Below are 22,215 nucleotides of genomic sequence, written 5' to 3'. Positions count from 1 at the left end.
GGGGCCTCGGGGGTGAAGGGGGTTCGTCGATGCGGGTCGGGTCAGCCCGGCGAACAGGGCCGGAACGCACACCCCGAGGCGCCGCGAGCAACCCCAAGAACGCTCACACGTTCAACCAGACCCGAACTGTCGGGGGTGGCGCCGACGTGGGTTGCGAGGAGGCCCGGCCGGGCTACGATCCCGACCCCGACGAACCACCACCCCCGAGGCAACACCACAGAACACCCCACCCGGGTTCGGGGCATCCGCGGCCGCAGAGCACACCGACCCCAGATCGTGGCACGAGTCCAGCTACAGCGGCGCTCGGGATCAGAACCGCATCGACTTCGGCGAACTGCTGAAGCGCACCGCCATCCGTGACGCTCAGTACCGCCAGCACGGATACCCGTCATTCGAGTCCGCTGAGTGGTCCGCGCTGTGGCACCGTCCGCAAGTAGAGCCGAACGCGAACAGGCCCCGGTGCACGACCGGGGCCTCCCACGCGGCTGCCTCACTCCAGGTGGTGCACGTCCAGCGAGGACACGTGCGCCGTACCGCCCTCGGCATAGGGCCGCAACACGTCTGCGTCAGCGTCCGGCAGCACGAGGTCGGTGATGACCGCCTGTCCACGGCCACCGAAGGCCTCCACGGTGGAACGGTCCACCACCACCCGCAGGCGCACCGGCCCGTCGCCGTGCTCCAGCGGCATGGTGTGGCGGGCCCGGAACTGCTCGGTGACCTCCACCGATCCGTGCTCGCTCCGGTCGACGAAGAGCTCCCCGGCCTCCAGGTCCACACCGACCAGGGTGCGGCAGCCCTCGCCGGCCAGGACCTCGAGCCCGACGACCGACGCCGTACCGGGGTCGGCCTCCAGTTCCACGTCGAGGCTGGTGCCGGTGAAGGCCGGACCGTCACCGCCCTCGGCGAGCTCGCCCTCCCAGTGCTCGTTCCCGGTGCGGGCACTCTCGACCTCGGCGACCGGCATCTGCGTGAGGCGGATCCCGTCCGCGGTCTCGGTGAGCCCGACCTCGCGCGGCAGGGTCATGGCACCGCGCCAGGGGTCGGTAGGAACGTCCTCGGCGTAGTCCCAGTTGCTCATCCACGCGGTCCAGATGCGGCGCCCGTCCTCCGCGGGCACGTCCGACCACGACTGCACGGCGTAGAAGTCGGAACCGCCGTCGGCCCACAGCGTCTGCTCGGGCGGGTCGTGCGGGGTGAACTCCCACCCGTCGAAGTCACCGACGAAGTACTGGGCGGCGGAGCCCCCGGCAGGCCCGCCGGGGTTGATGCTGACGACCAGGACCCAGCGGGTGTTCCGGTCGTCACCGTCCACGGGCAGCTCGAACAGTTCCGGGCACTCCCACACGCCCCCGTGCGCGCCGTGGCCCGGGCCGAACCCGCTGACCTCCTCCCACTCGCGCAGGTCGGAGGAGCGGTAGAAGAGGATCCGGTCGTCGGCGGCGAGCATGAGCACCCACGCCTCGGACCCCGCGTGCCAGACCACCTTGGGGTCGCGGAAGTCCTCGATCCCGGGGTTGCCGATCACCGGGTTGCCCTCGTACATGGTCCAGCTGCGGCCGTTGTCGTCGCTGTACGCCAGGCTCTGGACCTGCTCGTCCCCGGCGCTGGTGTAGAAGGCGATCAGGCCGGACCCGCCGTCGAAGAACCCGCTGTCGTCGTGGTGGTCGACCACGGCACCGCCTGAGTAGACCTCGCCGAGCTCGTCGGGTTCCAGCGCGACCGGGAGCTCTTCCCAGTGCACGAGGTCGGTGCTGACCGAGTGGCCCCAGTGCATGTCGGCGTGGTCGCTGCCGCCGGGGTTGTACTGGAAGAACTGGTGGAACTCGCCGTCGAGGTGCACGAGCCCGTTGGGGTCGTTGATCCAGTTGCGTTCGGGGGTGAAGTGAATCAGGGGGCGCCAGCGGGGTGTCGGGGCGGCGGCGCCTGCGGGGTCGGCAGCGGCCGGACGGCCCGCGGGAACGGAGCCCGCGGCGAACAGTCCGGCGCCGACCGCCGCGCCCGTCCCGCCGAGGAAGAGGCGGCGTCCGATGCGGTGCGGCTGGTGGGGGTGGGGGGTGGTCACTGGTGTCCTCCTGGGGGTGGGCAACACGAGTTCTCGGGGTGGTTCATTCAGTTGTGGTCTGTCGTGGCCAGTTGCGTTCAGTTGTGTCAGGGGGCGGAGGAGGGGGTGAGGTGCAGGGCAGAGGTACAGGGCAAGCGCGCGAGCGGCGACCCAGCGGCCACCCCGGAACGTTCGACGTCGGACGCGAGCGCCAGCGAGTGTCCGACGCCGAACGGAAACGCCTGCACCCGGACCGCAGGAGACGTGCACGAGTGCGGGCGCCCAGGTCCGCTCCCGCCCCGCACAAAGTCGGGGCATCCCTGGGGGCCCGTGCGCCGCGCAAAGTGAGGGCATCCCTGGGGTGCGCGCCCCGCGCAAAGTCGGGGCGCCCCATCCCTGAGGGCACGCCGCTGGCCGGCAAACAGGTACCAGAACACATGCACGTGTGCGGGCACCCAGGTCCGCTCCCGCCCCGCGTCACGACACTCGCCAGCGCTCGCGCATGACACGGGGCGTCCCTGTGGGCCCGCGCACGCGCAAGGTGCGGGCATCCCTTGGGGCACACGCCCGCACAAGGTGCGGGCACCCCTGGGGGCGCCGCCCCGCGCAAGGTGCGGGCATCCCTGGGGTGCGCACCCCACACAACGCAAGGGCATCCCTGGGACAGCGCCCCTGACGAGCGGGCACCCCTGTGGGCACCGCTCCCCTCGCGAGGCGCGGGCACACCGGCCGTCCCTGTGGGCACGTGACCGTCCCGTCAATGGGCGGGGCTGCCCTCGTGCTCGTCCTCCAGGAACTCAGCGAGTTCGGTCAGGATCTGCTCGTCGTCGGCGGTCAGTTCGACCTCGTCGCCGTGGGCGGCCCCCAGCGACATCAGGGCCAGGACGCTCGCGGCGTCGACCGGGGCCCCGGCCTCGCCGTCGACGACCTTTGCCAGCTGAACAGCCCCCTGGTGCTCGGCGGCGGCCTTGGCCAGCAGCGAGGCGGGACGGGCGTGCAGCCCCACGGGGGAGGCGATCGTGACGCGTCGGTGCACGGTGGTTCCTTACGTCGGGACGTCGGTGCGTCGGTCTCTGCAGGGTCGGAAGCTCGGGGTCGGTCGGAAGCTCGGGGTCGGGGCGGACGGTCGAATCAGGCAGCGGCCGTGACGGGTGCCTCGGCCGGGGTGCGCTCGCCGCGGCCGATGCTCTTGGCCAGCAGCACGGCGGCGGTGGAGACCGCGATCCCGATGAGGATCGCGACCAGGTACAGCAGCGGCCCGCCGACCAGGGGCAGGACGAACACACCCCCGTGCGGTGCCATGAGCGTGCTGCCGAACCCGATCGCCAGGGCGCCGGCCGTGGCCGAGCCCAGGACGATGGACGGGATGACACGCAGCGGGTCGACGGCGGCGAAGGGGATCACGCCCTCGGTGATGAAGGAGGCCCCCAGCAGCCACGCGGGCCGTGCGCTGGCGTGCTCGGCGGGGCTGAACAGGTCCCGCTTGATCTTGGTGGCCAACGCCAGCGCGATCGGCGGGGTCATGCCCGCGGCCATCGCGGCGGCCATGATCGCGAACGCGGTCTCGCTCCCGGTGGTGAGCCCGCCGACCGCGAACGTGTAGGCGACCTTGTTGACGGGTCCGCCCATGTCGAAGGCCATCATGGCGCCGATGAGCCCGCCGAGCAGGATCGCGTTGGTGCCCGTCATGCCGTTGAGCCAGGCGGTGATGGCCTGCATGGCCACGGCGATGGGTTCGCCGACGACCACGAAGACCAGCGTTCCGACCACCGCGGACCCGATCAGGGGCAGCACCAGGACCGGCATCACCCCCGCCACCGCACGCGGTACGGGGATACGTCGGAGCCCGGCGACGACACCGCCGGCGAGCAGGCCCGCGAGCAGACCGCCGAGGAACCCGGCCTCCACGGCCACCGCCGCGGCGCCGCCGACGAACCCGGGGGCGAGGGCGGCCCGGTCGGCCATGGCGTAGGCGATGAAGCCCGCCAGCACGGGCACGAGGAAGTCCATCGCCAGCGTGCCGATCTGGTTGGCCAGGGCGGCCCAGCTGGTGAGGCTGAGGGCGTCGAAGTGCTCGGTGACCGGCGGCGCCTCGGTGATGTCGTAACCGCCGAGCGCGTAGCTCAGCGCCATGAGCAGTCCGCCGGCGGCCACGAACGGGATCACGTAGCTGACGCCGGTCATGAGCCACTGCTTGAGGTTGCTGCCGAACCCGCCGGTTCCGGTCACCTTGGTCTCGGGCGCGGGAGCCCCGTCGCCGGGCGCAGCCGACCCGGCGGCCCCAGCGTCCCCGGCGGTCACGGTTCCGGTGCCGGAACCCACGTCCCCGGCACCGCCCTCCTCGGCAGCGGCCCCGGGTTCCCCCTCGGCGTGCACGCCCCCGCCGTCCTCCGCTTCCTGCTGTTCGGCGGCGGCGACGGCCTGTTCCAGGAGCCCGGCGGCGTCGTTCACGGCCTGCTTGACGGAGGCCTCGACGCAGGGTTTGCCCTCGAAGCGCTCGCGCCCCTGCACACCGACGTCGGCCGCGAACACGACGGCGTCGGCCTCGGCGATGCGCTCGTCGGACAGGGCCGAGGTCCCGGCGGAACCCTGGGTCTCGACGGAGACCTCGTGACCGGCGGCGCGTCCGGCCTGTTCGAGCGCCTCGGCGGCCATGTAGGTGTGGGCGATACCTGTGGGACAGGAGGTGACGGCGACGATCCTCACGGGTTCACCTCCGTGCGTACGTACTCGGCCACGGCGGCCGGGTCGGTGGCGCCCAGCAGCGTCTCGGTGAACTCCGAGCGCATGAGCAGGCGCGCCAGGGCGGCCAGCACCGTCATGTGGTCGGTGTCGCCTCCCTCGGGCGCGGCGATCAGGAAGATCAGTCGGGCCGGCCCGTCGTCGGCCCCGAAGTCCACCCCTTCGGCGCTGCGGCCGACGGCGACGGTGGGCACGGTGACGGCCTCCGAACGGCAGTGCGGGATACCGATGCCGCCGGGCAGGCCGGTGGCCATCTTGGCCTCGCGGGCCTCGACGTCGGCGACGAACTGTTCGAGGTCGGTGACCCGGCCGGCCGCGTGCAGGCGTTCGCTCAGAGAACGCACCACGGCGCGCCGGTCGGTGGGGGCCAGGTCGAGGTCGACCAGGTCGGTGGTGACGAGTTCGGTCATGGTGCTGCTCCGGTGAGGGTGAGGGCGGTGTCGACTGTGGTGACGTGCACGGTCTCGGGGTGCAGGTCGTGGGGGGCGGGCATACGGCTGCCCGGGAGGCCGACGGCGGCGGTGCCGTGGGCCACGGCCGAGCGCAGGGCCTGGGGGCCACTGCCTCCGGCGCCGAGGAACCCCGCGAGCAGGGCGTCGCCGGCGCCCACGGTACTCAGAACCGCAGGTGCGGGGCCGTGCGCGTGCCAGGCCCCGCCCTCCTCGACCAGGAGGGCCCCGTCGGCTCCGAGGCTGACCAGGGCCGCGCCCACGCCGCGTTCGCGCAGGCCGTGCACGACCTCGAGCACGGAACCCAGGGTGGGAAGCGGGCGCCCGACCAGCGCGGCGAGTTCGTCGTGGTTGGGTTTGACCAGGTCGGGACGGGCCTCGACGGCTCGCTCCAGGGCCGGGCCGGAGGTGTCCACGGCGGTGCGTGCGCCCACGCGGCGTCCGGCCTCCACCAGGTCGGCGTGCAGTCCGTCGGGGGCGTCGGCGGGCAGGCTCCCGCAGGTGGCGAGCCAGTCCGCGCCCTCGGCCAGACGTGCGGCGCGTCCGACCAGTTCTCGGGCCTCGGACGGGTCGAGGGCGGCCCCGGGTTCGTTGAGTTTGGTGGTGGTGCCGTCGCCCTCGACCACGGTGAGGTTGCTGCGGGTGGCCCCGCGTACGGGCACTTCGGCGACCGGAACCTGTTCCCGCCGAAGGAGCGCACTCAGGTGTGCCCCCTCGGGCCCGCCGCTGGGCAGCAGGGCGGTGGTGGGGTGTCCGGCGGCGGCCAGGACCCGGGCGACGTTGACGCCCTTGCCGCCGGGGTCGAGGCGGGCCCGCGCGCGGTGGACCTCGCCGCGGTGCAGGGTGTGCACCGCGACGGTGCGGTCGAGGCTGGGGTTGGGGGTGACGGTGGCGATCACGCGACCACCACGTCGGTCTCGGTTCCGGCGAGGGCCTCGCGGGCCTGTTCGTCCAGGCCGTCGTCGGTGACGACCGCGTCCATCTCGTCCAGGTGGGCGAAGCGGCTGAATCGGTCGTCGCCGTACTTGGTGTGGTCGGCGAGCAGGACCCGGCGGCGGCAGGCGCGCACCATGGCGGCCTTGACGGCGGACTCGGCGGGGTCGGGGGTGGTGCAACCGCGCTCGGCGGAGAACCCGTTGGTTCCGAAGAACCCGACGTCGACGGTGAGCCCGTCCAGCACGTCCTGGGTCCAGGACCCCACCGAGGTCAGGGTGGTTCCGCGGACCCGTCCGCCGAGGATGTGGAGTTCGCAGTCGCGGCGGCCCACGAGCTGCTGCGCGACGGGCAGGGAGTTGGTGACGACGGTGAGCTCGGAACCCTCGGGCACCAGCGCGGCCAGGCGTGCGGTGGTGGTTCCGCCGTCGAGGAGCACGGTCCCGCGCTCGGGCAGGTGCCGGACGGCGGCACGCGCTATGCGTTCCTTCTGGTTCTCGTTGGTGCGGTCGCGCAGGGTGACGCTGGGTTCGAAGTCCAGGCGTTCGACGGGGATCGCGCCGCCGTAGACCCGGCGGACCACACCCTGGCGTTCGAGCACCCCGAGGTCGCGCCGGATCGTCTCCGGCGCCACGGCCAGTTCCTCGGAGGCCGACGAGACGTCGACGCGTCCGTCCTGGCGTGCCTTCTGCGCCAACAGCTGTCGGCGCTCGGCCCCGTACATGCCCGATTCCCTCCGTTGTCCGGTTTGGTATTGACTGATTTTGCCCGCTGTTGCCATATTGTCAAGGGTCTGTGAACGCCCGGAAAACGCGGAGGCACCATGGCGACCGGTTCGCTCCCCCACCCGACCTCACCCCTGCGCGGGGTCGGGGTGAGCCCCGGAACAGCGGCGGGACCGACGGTCCGCGTCACCGAACGCCCGCCCGAACCGGCCGCCGGACCGGCCCCCGACGACCCCGTCGCCGAGGCGGCCCGCATCGCACCGGCCGCGCAGGAGGTCGCCCGGTCTTTGCGCGAGCGCACCGCCACCACCGAGGAGGCCGCCGCGGTCCTGGCCGCCACCGCCGAGATGGCCGCCGACCCGTCGCTGACCTCCCGCGCCGAGGCGCTGGTCTCCGAACGCCGCCTGCCCGCCGAACGCGCCGTGCACGAGGCCGCGGGTGAGTTCGCCGAGATGCTGGGCGCCGCAGGCGGGCTCATGGCCGAGCGGGCGCGCGACGTGCTCGACGTGCGCGACCGGATCGTGGCCCGGCTGCGCGGCACCGTCCCGCCCGGCGTGCCCGACCTGGACGGACCCTGTGTGCTGCTGGCACGCGACCTTGCGCCGGCCGACACCGCCGACCTGGACCCCGCGCTCGTGCTGGCGCTGGCCACGGAGGAGGGCGGCCCGACCGGGCACACCGCCGTGCTCGCCCGGGCCCTGGGCATCCCCGCGGTGGTCGCGGTCCGCGGCCTGCTGGAGCACCCGGCCGGGGGCGCGGTCGTGGACGGCACGACCGGGGAGGTCGCTCTGCACCCGGAGCCCGTCCCCGCGCGGGCGGCCGCCGTGGCCGAGGTGGCCTGGGACGGCAGGGGACGCACCAGTGACGGGCACCCGGTACCGGTCCTGGCCAACGTGGGCTCGCCCGCCGACGCGCGGGCCGCGGTGGAGAACGGCGCGGAGGGCGTGGGGCTGTTCCGGACCGAGTTCTGTTTCCTGGACGCGCGGACCGAACCCTCCGAGGCCACCCAGCGGGAGGCCTACCGGGCGGTGCTGGAGCCCCTCGCCGGGCTGCCCGTGGTGGTGCGGACGCTCGATGCCGGCGCCGACAAACCCCTGCCGTTCCTGTCGATGGGCGACGAACCCAACCCGGCGCTGGGCGTGCGTGGCCTGCGCGTGGCCTTCGACCGGCCCGAACTGTTGGACCGCCAGCTGTCGGCGATCGCCGGTGCGGCCGCGGACACCGGGGCACGGGTGAGTGTCATGGCGCCGATGGTGGCCACGGCCGCCGAGGCGCGCTGGTTCGCCGAGCGGGCGCGCGCCGCCGGGCTGGAGCGGGTCGGGGTGATGGTGGAGACCCCCGCGGCGGCCCTGGCCGGGCCGGCGCTGGTGCGGGCGGTGGACTTCGTGAGCGTGGGCACCAACGACCTGGCCCAGTACACGTTCGCCGCCGACCGGCTGAGCGGGGCGCTGGCCGAGTTGAACGACCCGTGGCAGCCGGCGCTGCTGCGGCTGGTGGCCGAGCTGGCGCGGGCCGGGCAGGAGCACGGCGTTCCGGTGGGGGTGTGCGGTGAGGCGGCCGCGGACCCGCGTCTGGCCGGGGTGCTGGCCGGTGCCGGGGTGAGCAGCCTGTCGATGTCGGCCGCGGCTCTGGCCCCGGTGGGCTCGGCGCTGGCGGGGCACACCCGGGAGGCGTTCGGGCGGGCCGCGCGGGCGGCGCTGGCGGCCGACTCCCCGCAGGGTGCCAGGGATGCCGCGGCCCGGGAGCTCACCGCGGGGGAGGGCCGGTGAGCGCGCCGGAGAGCCTTCGTGCGTCCGGCCCGGCGAAGCACTCGGGGGCCGGCAGGACCCCTCTCATGTCCCGTTATGCCCTGCTGTGTCCATTGGTGTCGTTGTCACTCCTGGCGAGCGCGTGCAGCCTGCCCGGCGGCGACGGGGACGGCCCGGCCGACGGGGACCACGGTGAGGGTTCCGGGGCCTCCTACGACGAGGACCTGCGCCCGCAGTTCCACTACTCCCCCACCGAGGGCGACATGGCCGACCCCAACGGGCTCGTGTACCACGACGGGGAGTACCACCTCTTCCACCAGCAGTGGGGCACGTGGGCGCACGCCGTGAGCCCCGACCTCGTGCACTGGGAGGAGCTGCCGACGGCGCTGGAGCACGACGAGCTCGGCCAGGCGCTGTCGGGCAGCGCGGTGGTCGACCACGACAACACCAGCGGCCTGTTCCCCGAGGGCGAGGGCGGCATCGTCACCGTCCACACCAACACCGAGGGCGGCGAGGCGCAGAGCATCGCGTACAGCGAGGACGGGCGTACCTTCGAGCGCTACGACGGGAACCCGGTGCTGCCCAACGACGGGCGCGAGGACTTCCGCGATCCCCAGGTGTTCTGGCACGAGCAGAGCGGTTCCTGGATCATGGCCGTCTCGTCCGGGCAGAAGGTGGAGATCTTCGGCTCGCCCGACCTGCTCGAGTGGGAGAAGCTCTCCGAGTTCGGTGACGACCAGGGGATGCAGACGGCCGTGTGGGAGTGCCCGGAGCTGTTCGAGCTCCCGGTCGACGGCGACCCGGACGACACGCGCTGGGTGCTCGCCGTGAGTGTGGGTTCCTCCGAGGAGACCGGGGGTTCCACAGCGCAGTACTTCGTGGGCGACTTCGACGGCGAGACCTTCACCAGCGACGATCCGCCCGAGCGCGAACGGGTCGTCGACGCCGGGCAGGACTTCTACGCCGCGCAGAGCTTCGCCGAGGCCCCCGACGACCGCCGTGTGTGGCTAGCGTGGGTGGGCAACTGGGCGCACCCGTACGCGGCGCCCACCGAGGGCTGGACCAACCACATGAGCGTGCCGCGTGAGGTGACGCTGCGCAGCACCGGTGATGGGGACGTCGAACTGGCCCAGGCGCCGGTGGACGAGCTCGACGGCTTGCGGGGCGAACCCGTGCACGTGCCCGAGGGGGAGATCGACGGCCTGGTCCCGGTCGATTTCGAGGGGCGCAGTTTCGAGTTCGAGGCCGAGATCGACCTGGGCGAGGCCGAGGAGGCCGGGCTGCGGGTCTTCGACGGCGACGCCTCGGGCGAGGAGTCCTGGTTCGCGATCGGCGGCAACACCGAACACGGCGAGTTCGTCATGGACCGCGCCAACGGCGGGCCTCAGACGCTGCACGACCCCGAGCTCGAGGAGGACGCCGAGTTCGGGGTGCGCCGGGCCCAGGAGCACGAACCGGAGGACGGGGTCCTGCGCATGCGCGGGTACGTGGACGAGTCGTCGGTGGAGGTCTTCGTCGATGACGGTTCCCTCACGGGGACCATGCTCGCCTACCCCGAGCCCGGCGACGCGGGGGTCACGCTCTACGCTTCTGGGGGTGCGGCTCGTCTGGAGTCGCTGACGATCCACCCGATGGAAGCGGTCCGCTGACCGTCCACGACCCCCCGGGAGCAGCCTTGGACACCAGGACCCGCACGGGCCACACGGACCGCCCGTGCCGCGCGCGCCGACGGTGCCACGCGGGAACGGAGGCCCGGCCGTGAACGAGGGAACCGGGGACTTCACGCCCACCTCGACGACCACGGCCCCCGGCGGTTCCGTGGTCCAGGTGTGGTCGCCGCCGTCGGAACCGCGGGCGCTGGTGCAGTTCCAGCACGGGTTCGGCGAGTACGGCGAACGGTACGTGCACCGATACCACGGGTTGATCCCGCACCTGGTGGGGCTGGGCTTCGAGGTGTGGGCGATGGACCTGCCCGGACACGGGCACTCCCCCGGACGGCGGGGTGTGACGGACGTGTGCGAGGCGGTGCGCGAGCACGGGGACGTGCGCGCGCGGATGCTGGAACGCGGGCTGCCGGTGCTGCTGTTCGGGCACTCCTTGGGCGGGCTCGTGAGCGCCGGTTCGATGCTGCGTGCCCCCGAGGGCGTGCACGGGATCATGCTGACCGGCCCCGCGTTCGTGCCCCGCGCACCCGGTGCGGTGCGGGTGAGCGCCGACCTGGTGTCGAGGGTGGTGCCGCACGTGCCGGTTCCGGTCCGCCGCGAACCCGCCTCCGCCCCGGACCGCAAGCAGTTCGCGCAGCGTGCGGCCGAGCGCGAGCCGCTGCTGTACGTGGGCAAGGTGCCGATGCGCACGGGTGTGACGACGTTGGAGACGGCCTCGCGGCTGTGGCGCCGGGTGGACCGCTGGCACACGCCGTCCCTGGTGGTGCACGGGACGCGGGACACCTCGACCGACCCGCGGATGAGCGTGCGCCTGGTGGAGCGGATCCCCGCCGAGGACAAGACGATGCACCTGGTCGAGGGCGGCCGGCACGAGCTGCTGCACGCCGCCGGGGGCGACCGGATCGTGGAGCTGCTCGGTTCCTGGGCCCTCGACCACATCTCCTGACCCGGCGGAACCCGGGCCCTTCGTCCGGGCGGGTCAGGCGCGGCCGACCGCGCCGGCGAAGTGCTCGGCCACCGCGGCGCTCAGCTGCTCGGGCGTGCCCTCGCACCCGCGCCGCAGCCAGTCGGTGATCACGCCCATGAGCGCGCCGGACAGCAGCGCTGCGGCCGGGTCGTGCGGGCTCTCCTCCGGGTCGTCGGCGTGCGTGGTGGCAGCTGTTCCCACCCGGTTGACGTGCACGGCGACGTTGATGCGCCGCAGCAGGTGGTCGATGACCCGGGCGCTGCCCTCGGGCCCCAGCAGCGCGCGGTACAGCTCCGCGTGCTCGGCGATGTGTGCGAAGACCGCGGTGAGTTCCGCGTGCCCGCGTTCGCGGTCGGCGGCGGAACCGCCGGTCACATCGATCGCGTCGGCGCGCTGCCCGATCCGGAACACCGGGGTGGCGTCCACCAGCTCGTCGAACATCTGCGTGCACGCCGAGGCCGCCACGTCGTGCACGTCGGTGTAGTGCTCGTAGAACGTCGTGCGGTGCACACGGGCGCGGCGGGTGACGTCGGAGACCGAGAGGCGGGACAGGTCGCGCTCGGCCACGAGTTCGAGGAGGGCGCCCTCCATCGCGCGGCGGGAACGTCGTTTGCGCGGGTCGGGCTCATGGCGCCGGGGGCGCTCGGTGCTCTGAGGGCTGGGTCGTGACACAGCCCCAGGCTAGGGCCTGTTCGGCGGACACCCCCCACACCGTCGCCCGCCACCACCCTCAACAGACGCCTTCGGCGCAGTGCCCACCCGTCACCCGCCACCACCCTCAACAGACGCCTTCGGCGCAGTGCCCATTGAAGCGACGGAAGGCGCCCACCAAACAGACCCTGGGTCCTGTCCGGCGCTGTCCGCCCTCCCCGACCCCACCCGTAAACTACATGTGTCGGAAACAGACACACACGCAACGGGGTACTCCATGAGAACGAACGACGTGGCCGTGGTGATCGGCGCCGGCGGCATGGGACGGGCCATCGCGCAACGCATCGGCGGTGACGCCCGTCTCCTCCTGGCCGACCACTCCCCCGAGGTGCTCGAGGCCGCCGCCGACCAGCTCCGCGGAGAGGGCTACGACGTCACGACCCGGCCGGTCGACGTCGCCTCCCGCACGTCGGTGACCGAGCTGGCCGAGGCCGCCGACGGGCTCGGCGAGGTCAGCCGGGTCGCGCACACCGCCGGGCTCTCCCCGATCCAGGCCTCCCCCGAACGCATCCTGGCCGTGGACCTGCTCGGGGTCGCCCTGGTCCTGGAGGTGTTCGGCCGGATCGTCGCCCCGGGCGGGGCCGGCGTGGTGGTCTCCAGCATGGCCGGGCACCGGGTCCCCCCGCTCCCCGAGGAGGCCGCGACGGCCCTGGCCACCGCGCCCGCCGAGGAACTGCTCTCCCTGCCCCTGATCACGGGCCCGGCCTCCGCCGACCCCGGCGCCGCCTACTCCATCGCCAAGCACGCCAACCACCTGCGCGTCCAGGCCGCCAACACCGACTGGGGCAGGCGGGGCGCACGCGTCAACAGCATCAGTCCGGGCGTGATCGCCACACCCATGGGCCGCGGTGAGCTCGACAGCGAGCACGGCGCATCGATGCGGGCCATGGTCGAAGCCTCCAACGCCGGGCGCCTGGGCACACCCGCCGACATCGCGGCGGCCGCCGAGTACCTGCTCGGCCCGGCCTCCGGTTTCGTGTCCGGGACCGACCTGCTGGTCGACGGCGGTGTGACCGCCGCGGTCGCCACGGGCCGCCTCGGCTGACCCCTTGCCCCCCGGGGTTCCCTCCCGGCTCGGATCCCCGGGGGCACCGGTGTCCCCCACGGCAGCGCCCGGTACCGTGACTGCCGCCCCGACCCCAGCGCCCGCCCCCAGGGCTTGGAAGGACCTCCCCGTGCCGCACGTCCCCCGTCTCGACGCCGTTGTCATCGGCGCCGGTTTCGCCGGCCTGTACGCCCTCCACCGCCTCCGCGACCGTGTCGGACTCGACGTCCGGGTCCTGGAGGCCGGCCACGGCGTCGGCGGCACCTGGTACTGGAACCGCTACCCGGGTGCACGCTGCGACGCCGAGTCCCTCTTCTACTCCTACTCCTTCGACGAGGACCTCCAGGCGGAGTGGACGTGGACCGAGCGCTACGCCTCCCAGCCGGAGATCCTGGCCTACGCCGAGCACGTCGCCGAACGCTTCGACCTGTACCGCGACATCACCTTCGGCACCCGGGTGGAGTCCGCCCACTTCGACGACTCCGCGCAGCTGTGGCGCGTGACGACCGACGGCGGCGAACAGTACGAGGCCCGCTATCTCGTCACGGCCGTGGGGTGCCTGTCCGCGCCGCAGACCCCCGACCTCCCCGGTTCCGAGGACTTCGGCGGAACCGTGCTGCACACCTCCCGCTGGCCCGAGGAGGGCGTGGACCTGGACGGCAAGCGCGTGGTGGTCGTGGGCACCGGTTCCACGGGCATCCAGATCGTGCCCGAGGTGGCGCGCCGGGCCGCGCACACGACGGTCCTGCAGCGCACCGCCAACTACGCGGTCCCGTCCCGCAACCACCGCTACGCCGAGGGCGAGTTCGACGAACTGCGCGCCGACTACCCGCAGCTGCGCCGGGCCGCGCGGGAGAACGCCGGCGGCCTGCCCTACCCGCCCGCACCGGACACCGCCGAGGGCCTGGACGAGCAGCAGCGCCGCGCCGAGCTGGACGAACGCTGGCGGATGGGCGGCCTGGCGTTCCTGGCCTCGTTCGGCGACGCGCTCGTCAACCACACCACCAACGACGTCATGGCCGACTACGTGCGCGAGCGCGTGCGGGAGACCGTCGAGGACCCGGAGACCGCCGAGCTGCTGTGCCCGGACGACCATCCCCTCGGCAGCAAGCGCATCTGCGTGGAGTCCGGCTACCACGCCGCCTTCAACCGCGACGACGTGAGCCTGGTGTCGGTGCGCGAGCGGCCGGTCGAGCGGTTCACCAGTACGGGGATCGTGGCGGGCGGCGCCGAGCACCCGGCGGACGTGGTCGTGATGGCCACCGGGTTCGACGCGATCACCGGCCCGTACCTGCGCATGGACCTGCGCGGGCGCGACGGCGTGCGGCTGGCCGACCGCTGGGAGGAGGGCCCGCAGACCTACCTGGGCGTGGCCACCGCCGGGTTCCCGAACCTGTTCATGCTCACCGGCCCCGGGAGCCCGTCGGTCCTGGGCAACGTCCTGCTGTCGATCGAGCAGCACGTGGAGTGGGTCGCCGACTACATCGCGCACCTCGAGGCGCAGGGTGTGCGCACCACCGAGCCCCAGGAGGCCGCGGAACGGGAGTGGACCGCGCACGTGGCCGAGGTCGCCGGTTACACCGTCTACCCGGAGGGCGGCTCCTGGTACATGGGCGCCAACATCCCCGGGAAGCCCCGCTCGTTCATGCCCTACGCCGGCGGGATGCACCTGTACCGGCAGCAGTGCGACGACATCGCCGCGAAGGGGTACCCGGGTTTCGCGCACGCGTGAGGGCGGTCGGTCGTCCCCGGCCGGGGACGACCCTCGACCGGGGTCGTGTCCCGCGGCCCCGGCTCCCGTCCTACGGGGCACCCGGAACGGGGCTCCCGGGTCCCGGGGCCGCGTCGGGCGTGAGAAGCCGCGCCGCACCGGGCACAGTGGCCCCATGAGCGACACACATCCGACGGTCACCAGGGTCGACCGGCGCGACCGTTACGAGATCCTCGTCGACGGGGAGACGGCCGGGTTCACGCAGTACGTGGACACCGAGAACGAACAGCGCATCTTCTTCCACACCGAGATCGACGAGCGTTTCGCCGGGCGCGGGCTCGCCGGGATCCTGGTGTCCCAGGCCCTGACCGACACACGCGCGACCGGGCTGCGTATCGTCCCCGTGTGCCCGTACGTGGCCAAGTTCCTCCGCACCCACCACGAGTTCGACGACGTGGTCGACGCGGTCACCCCCGAGGCCCTCACGGCGGTACGTGCTGCGCAGACCGCCTGACCGGGGCCGGGGGCGCGTGGGAACGCACCGAACGCACGCCCGTGACCGGACCCGGTCACGGGCGGACGCAACCGGGGGCGACGCCCCGGCGGTCCCACAGCACATGGAACCTTTGCTCTTCATCATCGCCCCACTCTTCGTGGTCCTGGCCCTTCCGCTCGTCCTGATGGCCGTGCTCGTCTCGGTCGGCGAACGCATGCACGGGCGTCGGTCGCCCGCTCACCGCAGTACACACGGCGTCAGGGGCACCGGACGCCGGAACGACGGCTCCCCCGGCGCCGCCGCCGGTGCCGGGGAGGGTTACGACGAGCAGCACGGCGCCGAGGAAGCGTTCGGCGGACCCTCCTACGACGGCTTCGGGTCCGGGTGGGGCGGTGCCGACGGCGGCGGCTTCGGCGGAGGAGGCGGCATCGACGGCGGCGGTGGCGGTGGCTTCGGCGGAGGCGGAGGAGCGGCCGACGGTGGCGGCGGCTGACCGGCCGACCCGCACGCACGTGACCTGCACGTTCGTGGCCGGATCCGACCCCGTACGGACGCAACCGCAACGCACGCCCCAACGGTCCAACGCACATGGACGAGCACACGGCACACCGCACGCTCCTGTTCCGGGCCCTGACCGCCGCCCTGATCACCCTCGCCCTCACTCTGGTCGCCGGTCCCGCCCTGGCGTCCGCGGGCGCCGGGCACGGTTCCCCCTCCCCGGCGCAGCAGGAGAGCGCCTCCCCCGGCATCGAGGCCCACGCCGCCTCCGCGGCCTCCGAGGAGGACCTGACCCACCTGCGCGAGGACGACGGGGCCGACCTGGATCCGCACACGTACCCGCGCTACTCCCCGACACCGTCGCCGTCGCCGACCGAGGACTGCGCCTGCGACGGGTCGTCGATGTCCGGTGAGGCCGTGTGGACCACCGTCGTGATGACCTTCGTGCTGACCGTCCTGCTCATCGCGTTCGTCTCCGCGGCCAACAGCGACGGTTCGGGGGGCCGGGGCAGACCCGGTGGGTCCCCCGGCGGTGACGGCGGGGGCGGTGGCGGTGGTGTCGCCGACGGCGGCGGGGGCGGCTGTTGAACGGGCGCAGTCCTGCGCCGGCGACGAGCGCCCGGATCCTCCCGACCTCCACGCGCGTGGTCGCCACCGCCACCCGTGTCAATCCATCAAAAGGTGGAGGAACGGGACCTTCGTCGGACGGTTTCCGCCCGGGAACGCCCCCGCGCGGGGCCTGCGTCCCTTAGAACGAGGGGTATGGACATTCTCTTCTCGTTCTTGTTGTTCCTGCACTTCATCGGCCTGGCCGGCATCATCGGCGGGTTCCTGACCCAGACCCTGGGGTCCTCCGCGCCCAAGGCCCCGAAGGTGATCCTGCACAGTTCTCTGCTGCAGCTCGTCTCCGGCCTGGGCCTGGTCGCGATCCTGGAGATGGACGGCGGCGTCGAGGTCGACCACATGAAGATCGTCGCGAAGACCGTGGTGATGGTCGGGGTCCTCGTCGCCGCGATCATGAACACCCGCAACCCCGGCCCGCGTGTGGCCGCGGTCGCCGGTGCGCTCGCGGTGCTCAACATCGGCATCGCCGTCTTCGTCTGACCCCGGTCAGCCCCGGCCGACCCCGGAGCGACGGCCCCGGACCGGTGGCCACAGGACAGATGGCCACACACAATGAGGCGCCGCCCGTGATCGTGCCCACGGGCGGCGCCTCCGGTCGTTGTCGGGGGTTCCTCGGGGGAACCTCGAGGGTGTCGGTCGGGGTCCCTCGAGCCGTCCCGGTCAGTGCCGGGGAACCGGATCAGTGCGGCATCAGCGCCGGGAGTAGGCGCCGTCGATGAGCAGCACGCCGCCCGCCGCGACCAGGATCTGCACCGCGAAGACGAAGATCCACATCGAGGTGAACAGGGCCGCGATCGCGCTTCCCACGAAGGCGGCCACGATGCCGATGACGATCGTCAGCCAGATCGGCAGGTGCTGCTTGCCCGGGACCGCCAGCCGGCCCAGGGCGCCGATGATCAGACCCACGACGAGTGCACTGATGATTCCGGTGATGTCCATGTCGGACCTCCTAGCGTTCGTGGTGTCCTCTCCCCGCCCTCCCCGCACAGCGACGGCTCATGCGTGAGGTGTGCGACATCGCCGGTACGACCGCCGGTGCGGCCCCGCCCGGGTGGTCACCGGGTTCCTTCCCGGGTCGGGTGTGACCCCCGGGAATGCGGGGAGGACCCCTGGCGTCCGAGGCCGGACACGACCGGGGGTCACCGATGGAGGGCTACGAGGCACAGCTCGTACTCGTGCTGGTCCTGATCGCGCTGAACGCACTCTTCGCCGGCAGTGAGATCGCCCTGATCACGCTGCGGGAGGGCCAGCTCAAGCAGTTGGAGGAGAGCGGCCCGGGCGGCCGGGCGGCGGCGCGTCTGGCGCGCGACCCCAATCGGTTCCTCGCCACGATCCAGATCGGGATCACGCTCGCCGGGTTCCTGGCCTCGGCGACCGCCGCGGTGGCGCTGGCCCGGCCCCTGGTGGAACCGCTGGGTTTCCTCGGTCGTTACGCGGCGCCGGTCGCGGTCGTCTCGGTGACGGTGCTGCTGACCTTCGTGACCCTGGTGTTGGGCGAGCTCGCGCCCAAACGCATCGCGATGCAGCGCGCGGAGGGGTGGGCGACGCTGGTGGCGCGGCCCCTGAACCTGATCGCGACGCTGTCCCGGCCCGCGGTGTGGCTGCTGGGGGTGACCACGAACGTGGTGGTGCGTATCGCCGGGGTGGACCCGCGGGCGGCCCGGGAGGAGGTCTCGGAGGAGGAGCTCCGGGAGATGATCTCGGACCGGCGCGACATCAGCCCGGAACAGCGCACGATCCTGTCCGGGGCGTTCGAGATCGGCGACCGGATGCTGCGGCACGTGCTGGTGCCGCGCCGGGAGATGGACACGGTTCCGTGCGAGGCCAGCGCGGGCCAGGCGTTGCAGATGCTGGCCGAACGCGGGCACTCGCGCGCGCCCGTGGTCAGCGCCGACGGTATGGACGAGGTCGTCGGCATCACACACTGGGCGGACCTGGTGGGCACCGACGGCGGGGTGCGCGACACTCTGCACGAGCCGCTGATGCTCCCGGACTCGCTGTCGGTGGCGCGGGCGCTGCGCCGGTTGACCGCGCGGCGCCAGCAGATGGCGGTGGTGATCGGGGAGAGCGGGGAGGTCGCGGGGATCGTCTCGTTGGAGGATCTCCTGGAGGAGGTCGTCGGCGAGATCTACGACGAGACCGACCGGGACCCGGGCCCGGCCCGCCTGGCCGGGGGTGAGCTGCGGTTGGCCGGGACCCACCCGGTGCACGACCTGCCGGCGCTGGGTGTGGAGCTGGAGGAGCGGCCGGAGGGTTCCTACGTCACGGTCGCCGGGCTGGTCCTGCTCCTGCTCGGGTACATCCCCTCGGGCCCTGGCGCGAGCGTGGGTGTGGGCGGGTGGACCTTCACCGTGACCGAGGCCGACGGGCGTGTGGTGTCGGAGGTGCTGGTCTCCCCGTCCGGCGATCACGGCGAGAGGTAGGGGCCGCACGGCCGGGGCGTGTTCCACCGGGAGCGCGACCTGCGGCGACGTTAGCGTGAGGCCCATGAGCGACCCGGGACACGAGACCCCGCCCATCGATCCGGCGGCACAGCCCAGCGGCACCGGATGCCAGGAGTGCCTCGCGCAGGACGGCTGGTGGGTCCACCTGCGCCGTTGCGCCGCCTGCGGCCACGTCGGGTGCTGCGACAGCTCCCCGAAGCAGCACGGGCGCCGCCACTTCGAGCAGACCTCGCACCCGTTGGTGCAGAGCTTCGAGCCGGGCGAGGACTGGTTCTACGACTTCCGTTCGGACGGGTTCGGGCTCGGCCCCGACCTCGCGCCGCCCACGAACCATCCGGAGGATCAGCCGGTGCCGGGGCCCGAGGGCAGGGTCCCGGGGAACTGGCAGGAACTGCTCAACTGACCGACCCGACAGGTCTTCATGCGCGGCGCGGCCCGAGGGGCCGCGCCGCGTGTTCTTGACGGCCCCCACACCTGCCACGTGTGCCCTCCGGGCACTCGGCGCGCCCGTGTCCGGTGGCCGCGGGCACGTACCCTCGAGGCGTGACCGAAAAGCTCGACGCCGACGACCCGACGGCCACCGCAGAACGCGTGCGCGCGACCCTCGGCGAGGGTCCGGTGCTCGCGCTGACCGGCGCGGGGATCTCCACCGACTCCGGCATCCCGGACTACCGCGGCCCCGACTCACCTCCGCGCAACCCGATGACCTACCAGCAGTTCGTCGGCGACCCCGCCTTCCGCCGCCACTACTGGGCCCGCAACCAGGTGGGCTGGCGGCACATGGAACGCACCGAGTGCAACGACGGGCACCGCGCGCTGGCAGACCTCGAGTCCGGCGGGACCGTCTCGGCCGTCGTGACCCAGAACGTCGACACCCTGCACGAGCTCGCGGGCAGCCGCCGCGTCGTCGACCTGCACGGGCGCTACGACCGTGTCATCTGCCTCGAGTGCCGCGAGGTCACCTCCCGCAGCAGCCTGGACGAACGCCTGGCAGAGCTGAACCCGGACTTCTCCGTGACGGTCGAGGACATCGAGCTCGCCCCGGACGCCGACGCGGTGCTCTCCTCCACCGAGGGGTTCCGGGTCGCGGACTGCGCCGCGTGCGGGGGCATGTTGAAGCCCGACATCGTCTACTTCGGGGAGAACGTGCCCAAGCCGCGGGTCGAGGAGGTCTACGGCCTGGTCGAGCGGGCGCAGGGACTGCTCGTGGCGGGGTCGTCGTTGACGGTCTTCTCCGGGCGCCGTTTCGTCAAGCGCGCCGCCCAGCAGGGCAAGCCCGTGGTGATCCTGAACCGGGGCGCGACCAGGTGCGACGACCTGGCCGCGCTCACCGTCGACGCGGGGTGTTCGGAGGTGCTGCGCGCCCTGGCGTCCTCCTGCGCTCAGCCGGCCGACCCGACCTGGATGGAGGCGACGACCCCGCCGTCGACGAGGATGTCCGTCCCCGAGACGTAGCCGGAGTCGCGTCCCAGCAGGAAGGCGACGACGGCGGCCACGTCGTCGGGCGAGCCCAGGCGCGGCACGGCGGATCCGTCGACCATGGCGCGTGCGGGCCCCTGCGGGTCCTCGAGTTCGGGACGGCTCATGCGGGTGGAGACGACCCCGGGGCTGACGGAGTTGAGCCGGGCCCCGCGCGCGCCCCACTGCAGCGCCTCGGCCTGGACCCGGAGCTGGTTGCCGCGCTTGGCGTACCCGTAGGCGGCCTGCCCGTCGGTGAGCCGGTCGGTGGAGGCGGAGGGCAGGTCGGCCAGCCCGGCGGCGGGCGCGGTGGCGAGGTCGCGGGCCTGCTCGCCGGTGAGCTGCCCGGCGTAGAGGCTGCCGATCATGCTGGCCACGACGACGCCGGCGCCGCCCGGTGCGATGACGTCCCGGAACGCCTCGAGGACGAGGGCCACCCCGACCAGGTCCACGGACAGGATGCGCTGCACAGAACCCTGGTTGGGGGAGAGACCGGCGGTGTGCACGACGCGGGTGACCGGCCCGAGCTCGGCCGCAGCGCGGGCGAGGGCGTCGACGGACTCCGGCGAGGCGACGTCGACGCTGTGGGTGGTGACCTCGTGCCCTTCGCCGTGCAGGCGTGCGCGCGCCTCGGCGAGGATGCCCTCGTCGAGGTCGGCGATGAGCAGGTGGGAGCCGGATCCGACCCGGCGGGCCGTGGCCATCCCCATGTCCCCCGCGCCGATGACGACCATGACGTCCCGTGCCATGTGGTTCCCCCTCTGATGTCCGGTTTTGGAACTGCGCCGATCCTATGCCTCACCGTGAGCGCACGGACGCACACCGGAGGGCATGTTCAGGGCACTCGGCGCCAGGGGGATCTTCGGCCCGAACATGCCTCCGCGCACCGCCCGCGACACCGCCTACCCTCGGCCACCCGCAACCCACTCGCGCCACCCGCCGCGCAACGGCACCTCTGCACCCTTCCGGCCCCGGTGCCTTAAGCGACCCCTTAAGTCACCGTTGACCCTTTGCGCCCCGAACGTGTGCACTTCCGGCGACACGAGGGCGCGCGCGGCGCGCCGGACGCGAAGGAGTCGTGCATGCAGGTCCCTGCACCGTTCGAGTACGAACGTGCGACCAGCGTCGACCACGCGATCGGCCTGCTGGGCCGTCTGGGCGGGTCGGCACGGTTGGTCGCGGGCGGCCACAGTCTGCTGCCCATGATGAAACTCAGGCTGACCGACCTCGAGTACCTCATCGACATCAACGACCTGCACGCCGACCTCGGCCACGTGCGCGTCGAACGGGACGAGGTCCGGATCGGCGCCATGGTCCGCCACCGCGAGCTCCTGGAGTCCGCGGAACTCGCGCGGGCCCTCCCGGTCTTCGCCGAGGCCGAGCGGGTCATCGCCGACCCGGTCGTGCGCAACCGCGGCACCATCGGCGGTTCCCTGTGCCAGGCCGACCCGTCCGAGGACCTGTCCGCGGTCTGCGGCGCGCTCGACGCGGTGTGTGTGATCCGCGGGGCCGACGGCGAACGGCTGGTCCCCATGGACGGGTTCCACCGCGGCCCCTACGAGACCGCGGTCGGCCCGGACGAGATGCTCACCGAGGTCCGTATCCCCCTGCACCCCGGCGGTTCCAGCGCGTTCGAGAAGGTCGAGCGCCGCGCCGGCGACTGGGCGGTGGCCTCGGTCGCGGCCGCCGTGCAGGTCGAGGACGGGCTCATCACCGGTGCCCGCGTGGGGATGGCGGCGGTCGGCCCCGACACCGTCACGGTCCCGGGGCTCTCCGAGGCCCTGCGGGGACAGCGCCCGTCCGAGGAGCTCTACACACACGCGGCCGAGATCGCCGCCCGCGCCTGCGACCCCGCCACCGACACCCGGGGCAGCGCCGACTACAAACGCCACCTGGCCGGAGAGCTGACGCGGCGCACCCTGCGCCGGGCCGTGGCCGGAACCGAAGGGAAGGCCTGAC

The 22,215-nt window shown here is 73.0% G+C and carries 22 protein-coding genes; 13 read left to right on the top strand and 9 right to left on the bottom strand.

What is annotated here, in order from left to right:
* Positions 1-490: 490 nt before the first annotated feature.
* The 6 genes from IDM40_RS07945 to IDM40_RS07920 all read right to left on the bottom strand — a co-directional run bounded on the left by IDM40_RS07945 (position 491) and on the right by IDM40_RS07920 (position 6,889).
* Positions 491-2,062, bottom strand: coding sequence for a glycoside hydrolase family 32 protein (locus IDM40_RS07945; protein WP_193121268.1), 1,572 nt, complete (start codon positions 2,060-2,062; stop codon positions 491-493).
* A gap of 736 nt (positions 2,063-2,798) precedes the next feature.
* On the bottom strand, positions 2,799-3,077 hold the full coding sequence (locus tag IDM40_RS07940) for an HPr family phosphocarrier protein (protein WP_193121267.1): 279 nt from the start codon (positions 3,075-3,077) through the stop codon (positions 2,799-2,801).
* A 95-nt stretch (positions 3,078-3,172) separates the two neighbouring features.
* The gene (locus IDM40_RS07935) at positions 3,173-4,747 is read right to left on the bottom strand and encodes a PTS fructose transporter subunit IIC (protein WP_193121266.1); all 1,575 of its coding nucleotides are present in this window, start codon (positions 4,745-4,747) and stop codon (positions 3,173-3,175) included.
* A complete protein-coding gene (locus tag IDM40_RS07930) occupies positions 4,744-5,193 on the bottom strand; it encodes a PTS sugar transporter subunit IIA (protein WP_193121265.1) in 450 nt (149 codons plus the stop codon). The genes IDM40_RS07935 and IDM40_RS07930 overlap by 4 nt, the downstream gene beginning before the upstream one ends.
* Positions 5,190-6,131: a 1-phosphofructokinase gene (pfkB, locus tag IDM40_RS07925; protein ID WP_193121264.1), complete on the bottom strand. Its 942-nt coding sequence runs from the start codon at positions 6,129-6,131 to the stop codon at positions 5,190-5,192. The genes IDM40_RS07930 and pfkB overlap by 4 nt, the downstream gene beginning before the upstream one ends.
* The gene (locus IDM40_RS07920; RefSeq protein ID WP_193121263.1) at positions 6,128-6,889 is read right to left on the bottom strand and encodes a DeoR/GlpR family DNA-binding transcription regulator; all 762 of its coding nucleotides are present in this window, start codon (positions 6,887-6,889) and stop codon (positions 6,128-6,130) included. The genes pfkB and IDM40_RS07920 overlap by 4 nt, the downstream gene beginning before the upstream one ends.
* 99 nt (positions 6,890-6,988) lie before the next feature.
* Between IDM40_RS07920 and IDM40_RS07915 the strand changes: the two genes are divergently transcribed.
* The 3 genes from IDM40_RS07915 (at position 6,989) to IDM40_RS07905 (ending at position 11,248) form a co-directional block, all read left to right on the top strand.
* On the top strand, positions 6,989-8,659 hold the full coding sequence (locus tag IDM40_RS07915; protein WP_193121262.1) for a phosphoenolpyruvate--protein phosphotransferase: 1,671 nt from the start codon (positions 6,989-6,991) through the stop codon (positions 8,657-8,659).
* A 65-nt stretch (positions 8,660-8,724) separates the two neighbouring features.
* Positions 8,725-10,287 (top strand): glycoside hydrolase family 32 protein, encoded by a 1,563-nt coding sequence (locus IDM40_RS07910; protein WP_193121261.1) that lies wholly within the window; start codon positions 8,725-8,727, stop codon positions 10,285-10,287.
* Between the two features lie 109 nt (positions 10,288-10,396).
* Complete coding sequence (locus tag IDM40_RS07905) at positions 10,397-11,248, top strand: alpha/beta fold hydrolase (protein WP_193121260.1); 852 nt, start codon at positions 10,397-10,399, stop codon at positions 11,246-11,248.
* Between the two features lie 33 nt (positions 11,249-11,281).
* Here IDM40_RS07905 and IDM40_RS07900 read toward each other — a convergent pair whose 3' ends face one another.
* Positions 11,282-11,941, bottom strand: coding sequence for a TetR/AcrR family transcriptional regulator (locus IDM40_RS07900; RefSeq protein ID WP_328806964.1), 660 nt, complete (start codon positions 11,939-11,941; stop codon positions 11,282-11,284).
* Positions 11,942-12,197: 256 nt separating this feature from the next.
* Between IDM40_RS07900 and IDM40_RS07895 the strand changes: the two genes are divergently transcribed.
* From IDM40_RS07895 to IDM40_RS07870, 6 genes are all read left to right on the top strand, one after another.
* Entirely contained in the window at positions 12,198-13,025 is an 828-nt protein-coding gene (locus IDM40_RS07895; RefSeq protein WP_193121259.1) for an SDR family oxidoreductase, read from the top strand.
* 130 nt (positions 13,026-13,155) lie between these two features.
* Complete coding sequence (locus IDM40_RS07890) at positions 13,156-14,757, top strand: flavin-containing monooxygenase (protein ID WP_193121258.1); 1,602 nt, start codon at positions 13,156-13,158, stop codon at positions 14,755-14,757.
* A 154-nt stretch (positions 14,758-14,911) separates the two neighbouring features.
* A complete protein-coding gene (locus tag IDM40_RS07885; protein ID WP_193121257.1) occupies positions 14,912-15,250 on the top strand; it encodes a GNAT family N-acetyltransferase in 339 nt (112 codons plus the stop codon).
* Between the two features lie 103 nt (positions 15,251-15,353).
* Complete coding sequence (locus IDM40_RS07880; protein WP_193121256.1) at positions 15,354-15,725, top strand: hypothetical protein; 372 nt, start codon at positions 15,354-15,356, stop codon at positions 15,723-15,725.
* 95 nt (positions 15,726-15,820) lie between these two features.
* The gene (locus IDM40_RS07875) at positions 15,821-16,318 is read left to right on the top strand and encodes a hypothetical protein (protein ID WP_193121255.1); all 498 of its coding nucleotides are present in this window, start codon (positions 15,821-15,823) and stop codon (positions 16,316-16,318) included.
* Positions 16,319-16,492: 174 nt separating this feature from the next.
* A complete protein-coding gene (locus IDM40_RS07870; RefSeq protein ID WP_193121254.1) occupies positions 16,493-16,834 on the top strand; it encodes a hypothetical protein in 342 nt (113 codons plus the stop codon).
* 210 nt (positions 16,835-17,044) lie between these two features.
* On the opposite strand, the gene IDM40_RS07865 is transcribed toward IDM40_RS07870, so the two are convergent.
* Positions 17,045-17,293 (bottom strand): GlsB/YeaQ/YmgE family stress response membrane protein, encoded by a 249-nt coding sequence (locus tag IDM40_RS07865; protein ID WP_193121253.1) that lies wholly within the window; start codon positions 17,291-17,293, stop codon positions 17,045-17,047.
* 206 nt (positions 17,294-17,499) lie between these two features.
* Here IDM40_RS07865 and IDM40_RS07860 point away from each other — a divergent pair, with 206 nt between their 5' ends.
* From IDM40_RS07860 to IDM40_RS07850, 3 genes are all read left to right on the top strand, one after another.
* Positions 17,500-18,777, top strand: a complete 1,278-nt coding sequence (locus IDM40_RS07860) for a hemolysin family protein (protein ID WP_193121252.1) — start codon at positions 17,500-17,502, stop codon at positions 18,775-18,777.
* Positions 18,778-18,841: 64 nt separating this feature from the next.
* Complete coding sequence (locus IDM40_RS07855; protein WP_193121251.1) at positions 18,842-19,201, top strand: UBP-type zinc finger domain-containing protein; 360 nt, start codon at positions 18,842-18,844, stop codon at positions 19,199-19,201.
* Between the two features lie 140 nt (positions 19,202-19,341).
* Positions 19,342-20,253, top strand: coding sequence for an NAD-dependent protein deacetylase (locus IDM40_RS07850; protein WP_193121250.1), 912 nt, complete (start codon positions 19,342-19,344; stop codon positions 20,251-20,253).
* Here IDM40_RS07850 and IDM40_RS07845 read toward each other — a convergent pair.
* The gene (locus IDM40_RS07845) at positions 20,181-21,005 is read right to left on the bottom strand and encodes an SDR family oxidoreductase (RefSeq protein WP_193121249.1); all 825 of its coding nucleotides are present in this window, start codon (positions 21,003-21,005) and stop codon (positions 20,181-20,183) included. The two genes, IDM40_RS07850 and IDM40_RS07845, sit on opposite strands and share 73 nt — an antisense overlap.
* Before the next feature lie 333 nt (positions 21,006-21,338).
* Here IDM40_RS07845 and IDM40_RS07840 point away from each other — a divergent pair, with 333 nt between their 5' ends.
* On the top strand, positions 21,339-22,214 hold the full coding sequence (locus IDM40_RS07840; protein ID WP_193121248.1) for an FAD binding domain-containing protein: 876 nt from the start codon (positions 21,339-21,341) through the stop codon (positions 22,212-22,214).
* The last annotated feature ends 1 nt before the right edge of the window (position 22,215 follow it).

The sequence above is a fragment of the Nocardiopsis coralli genome (genome assembly GCF_014892575.1).
GTDB classification, from domain to species: domain Bacteria; phylum Actinomycetota; class Actinomycetes; order Streptosporangiales; family Streptosporangiaceae; genus Nocardiopsis; species Nocardiopsis coralli.
The sequence above is the reverse complement of the archived record's forward strand: the minus strand, read 5'-3'. Positions and strand labels throughout refer to the sequence as shown.

What these genes read in the sequence shown, in the direction of transcription:
- IDM40_RS07930 (WP_193121265.1), bottom strand. Translation starts at nt 5,193, where the DNA reads ATGACCGAACTCGTCACCACCGACCTGGTCGACCTCGACCTGGCCCCC.
- IDM40_RS07920 (WP_193121263.1), bottom strand. Translation starts at nt 6,889, where the DNA reads ATGTACGGGGCCGAGCGCCGACAGCTGTTGGCGCAGAAGGCACGCCAG.
- IDM40_RS07915 (WP_193121262.1), top strand. Translation starts at nt 6,989, where the DNA reads ATGGCGACCGGTTCGCTCCCCCACCCGACCTCACCCCTGCGCGGGGTC.
- IDM40_RS07910 (WP_193121261.1), top strand. Translation starts at nt 8,725, where the DNA reads ATGTCCCGTTATGCCCTGCTGTGTCCATTGGTGTCGTTGTCACTCCTG.
- IDM40_RS07895 (WP_193121259.1), top strand. Translation starts at nt 12,198, where the DNA reads ATGAGAACGAACGACGTGGCCGTGGTGATCGGCGCCGGCGGCATGGGA.
- IDM40_RS07885 (WP_193121257.1), top strand. Translation starts at nt 14,912, where the DNA reads ATGAGCGACACACATCCGACGGTCACCAGGGTCGACCGGCGCGACCGT.
- IDM40_RS07880 (WP_193121256.1), top strand. Translation starts at nt 15,354, where the DNA reads ATGGAACCTTTGCTCTTCATCATCGCCCCACTCTTCGTGGTCCTGGCC.
- IDM40_RS07875 (WP_193121255.1), top strand. Translation starts at nt 15,821, where the DNA reads ATGGACGAGCACACGGCACACCGCACGCTCCTGTTCCGGGCCCTGACC.
- IDM40_RS07870 (WP_193121254.1), top strand. Translation starts at nt 16,493, where the DNA reads ATGGACATTCTCTTCTCGTTCTTGTTGTTCCTGCACTTCATCGGCCTG.
- IDM40_RS07865 (WP_193121253.1), bottom strand. Translation starts at nt 17,293, where the DNA reads ATGGACATCACCGGAATCATCAGTGCACTCGTCGTGGGTCTGATCATC.
- IDM40_RS07860 (WP_193121252.1), top strand. Translation starts at nt 17,500, where the DNA reads ATGGAGGGCTACGAGGCACAGCTCGTACTCGTGCTGGTCCTGATCGCG.
- IDM40_RS07855 (WP_193121251.1), top strand. Translation starts at nt 18,842, where the DNA reads ATGAGCGACCCGGGACACGAGACCCCGCCCATCGATCCGGCGGCACAG.
- IDM40_RS07845 (WP_193121249.1), bottom strand. Translation starts at nt 21,005, where the DNA reads ATGGCACGGGACGTCATGGTCGTCATCGGCGCGGGGGACATGGGGATG.
- IDM40_RS07840 (WP_193121248.1), top strand. Translation starts at nt 21,339, where the DNA reads ATGCAGGTCCCTGCACCGTTCGAGTACGAACGTGCGACCAGCGTCGAC.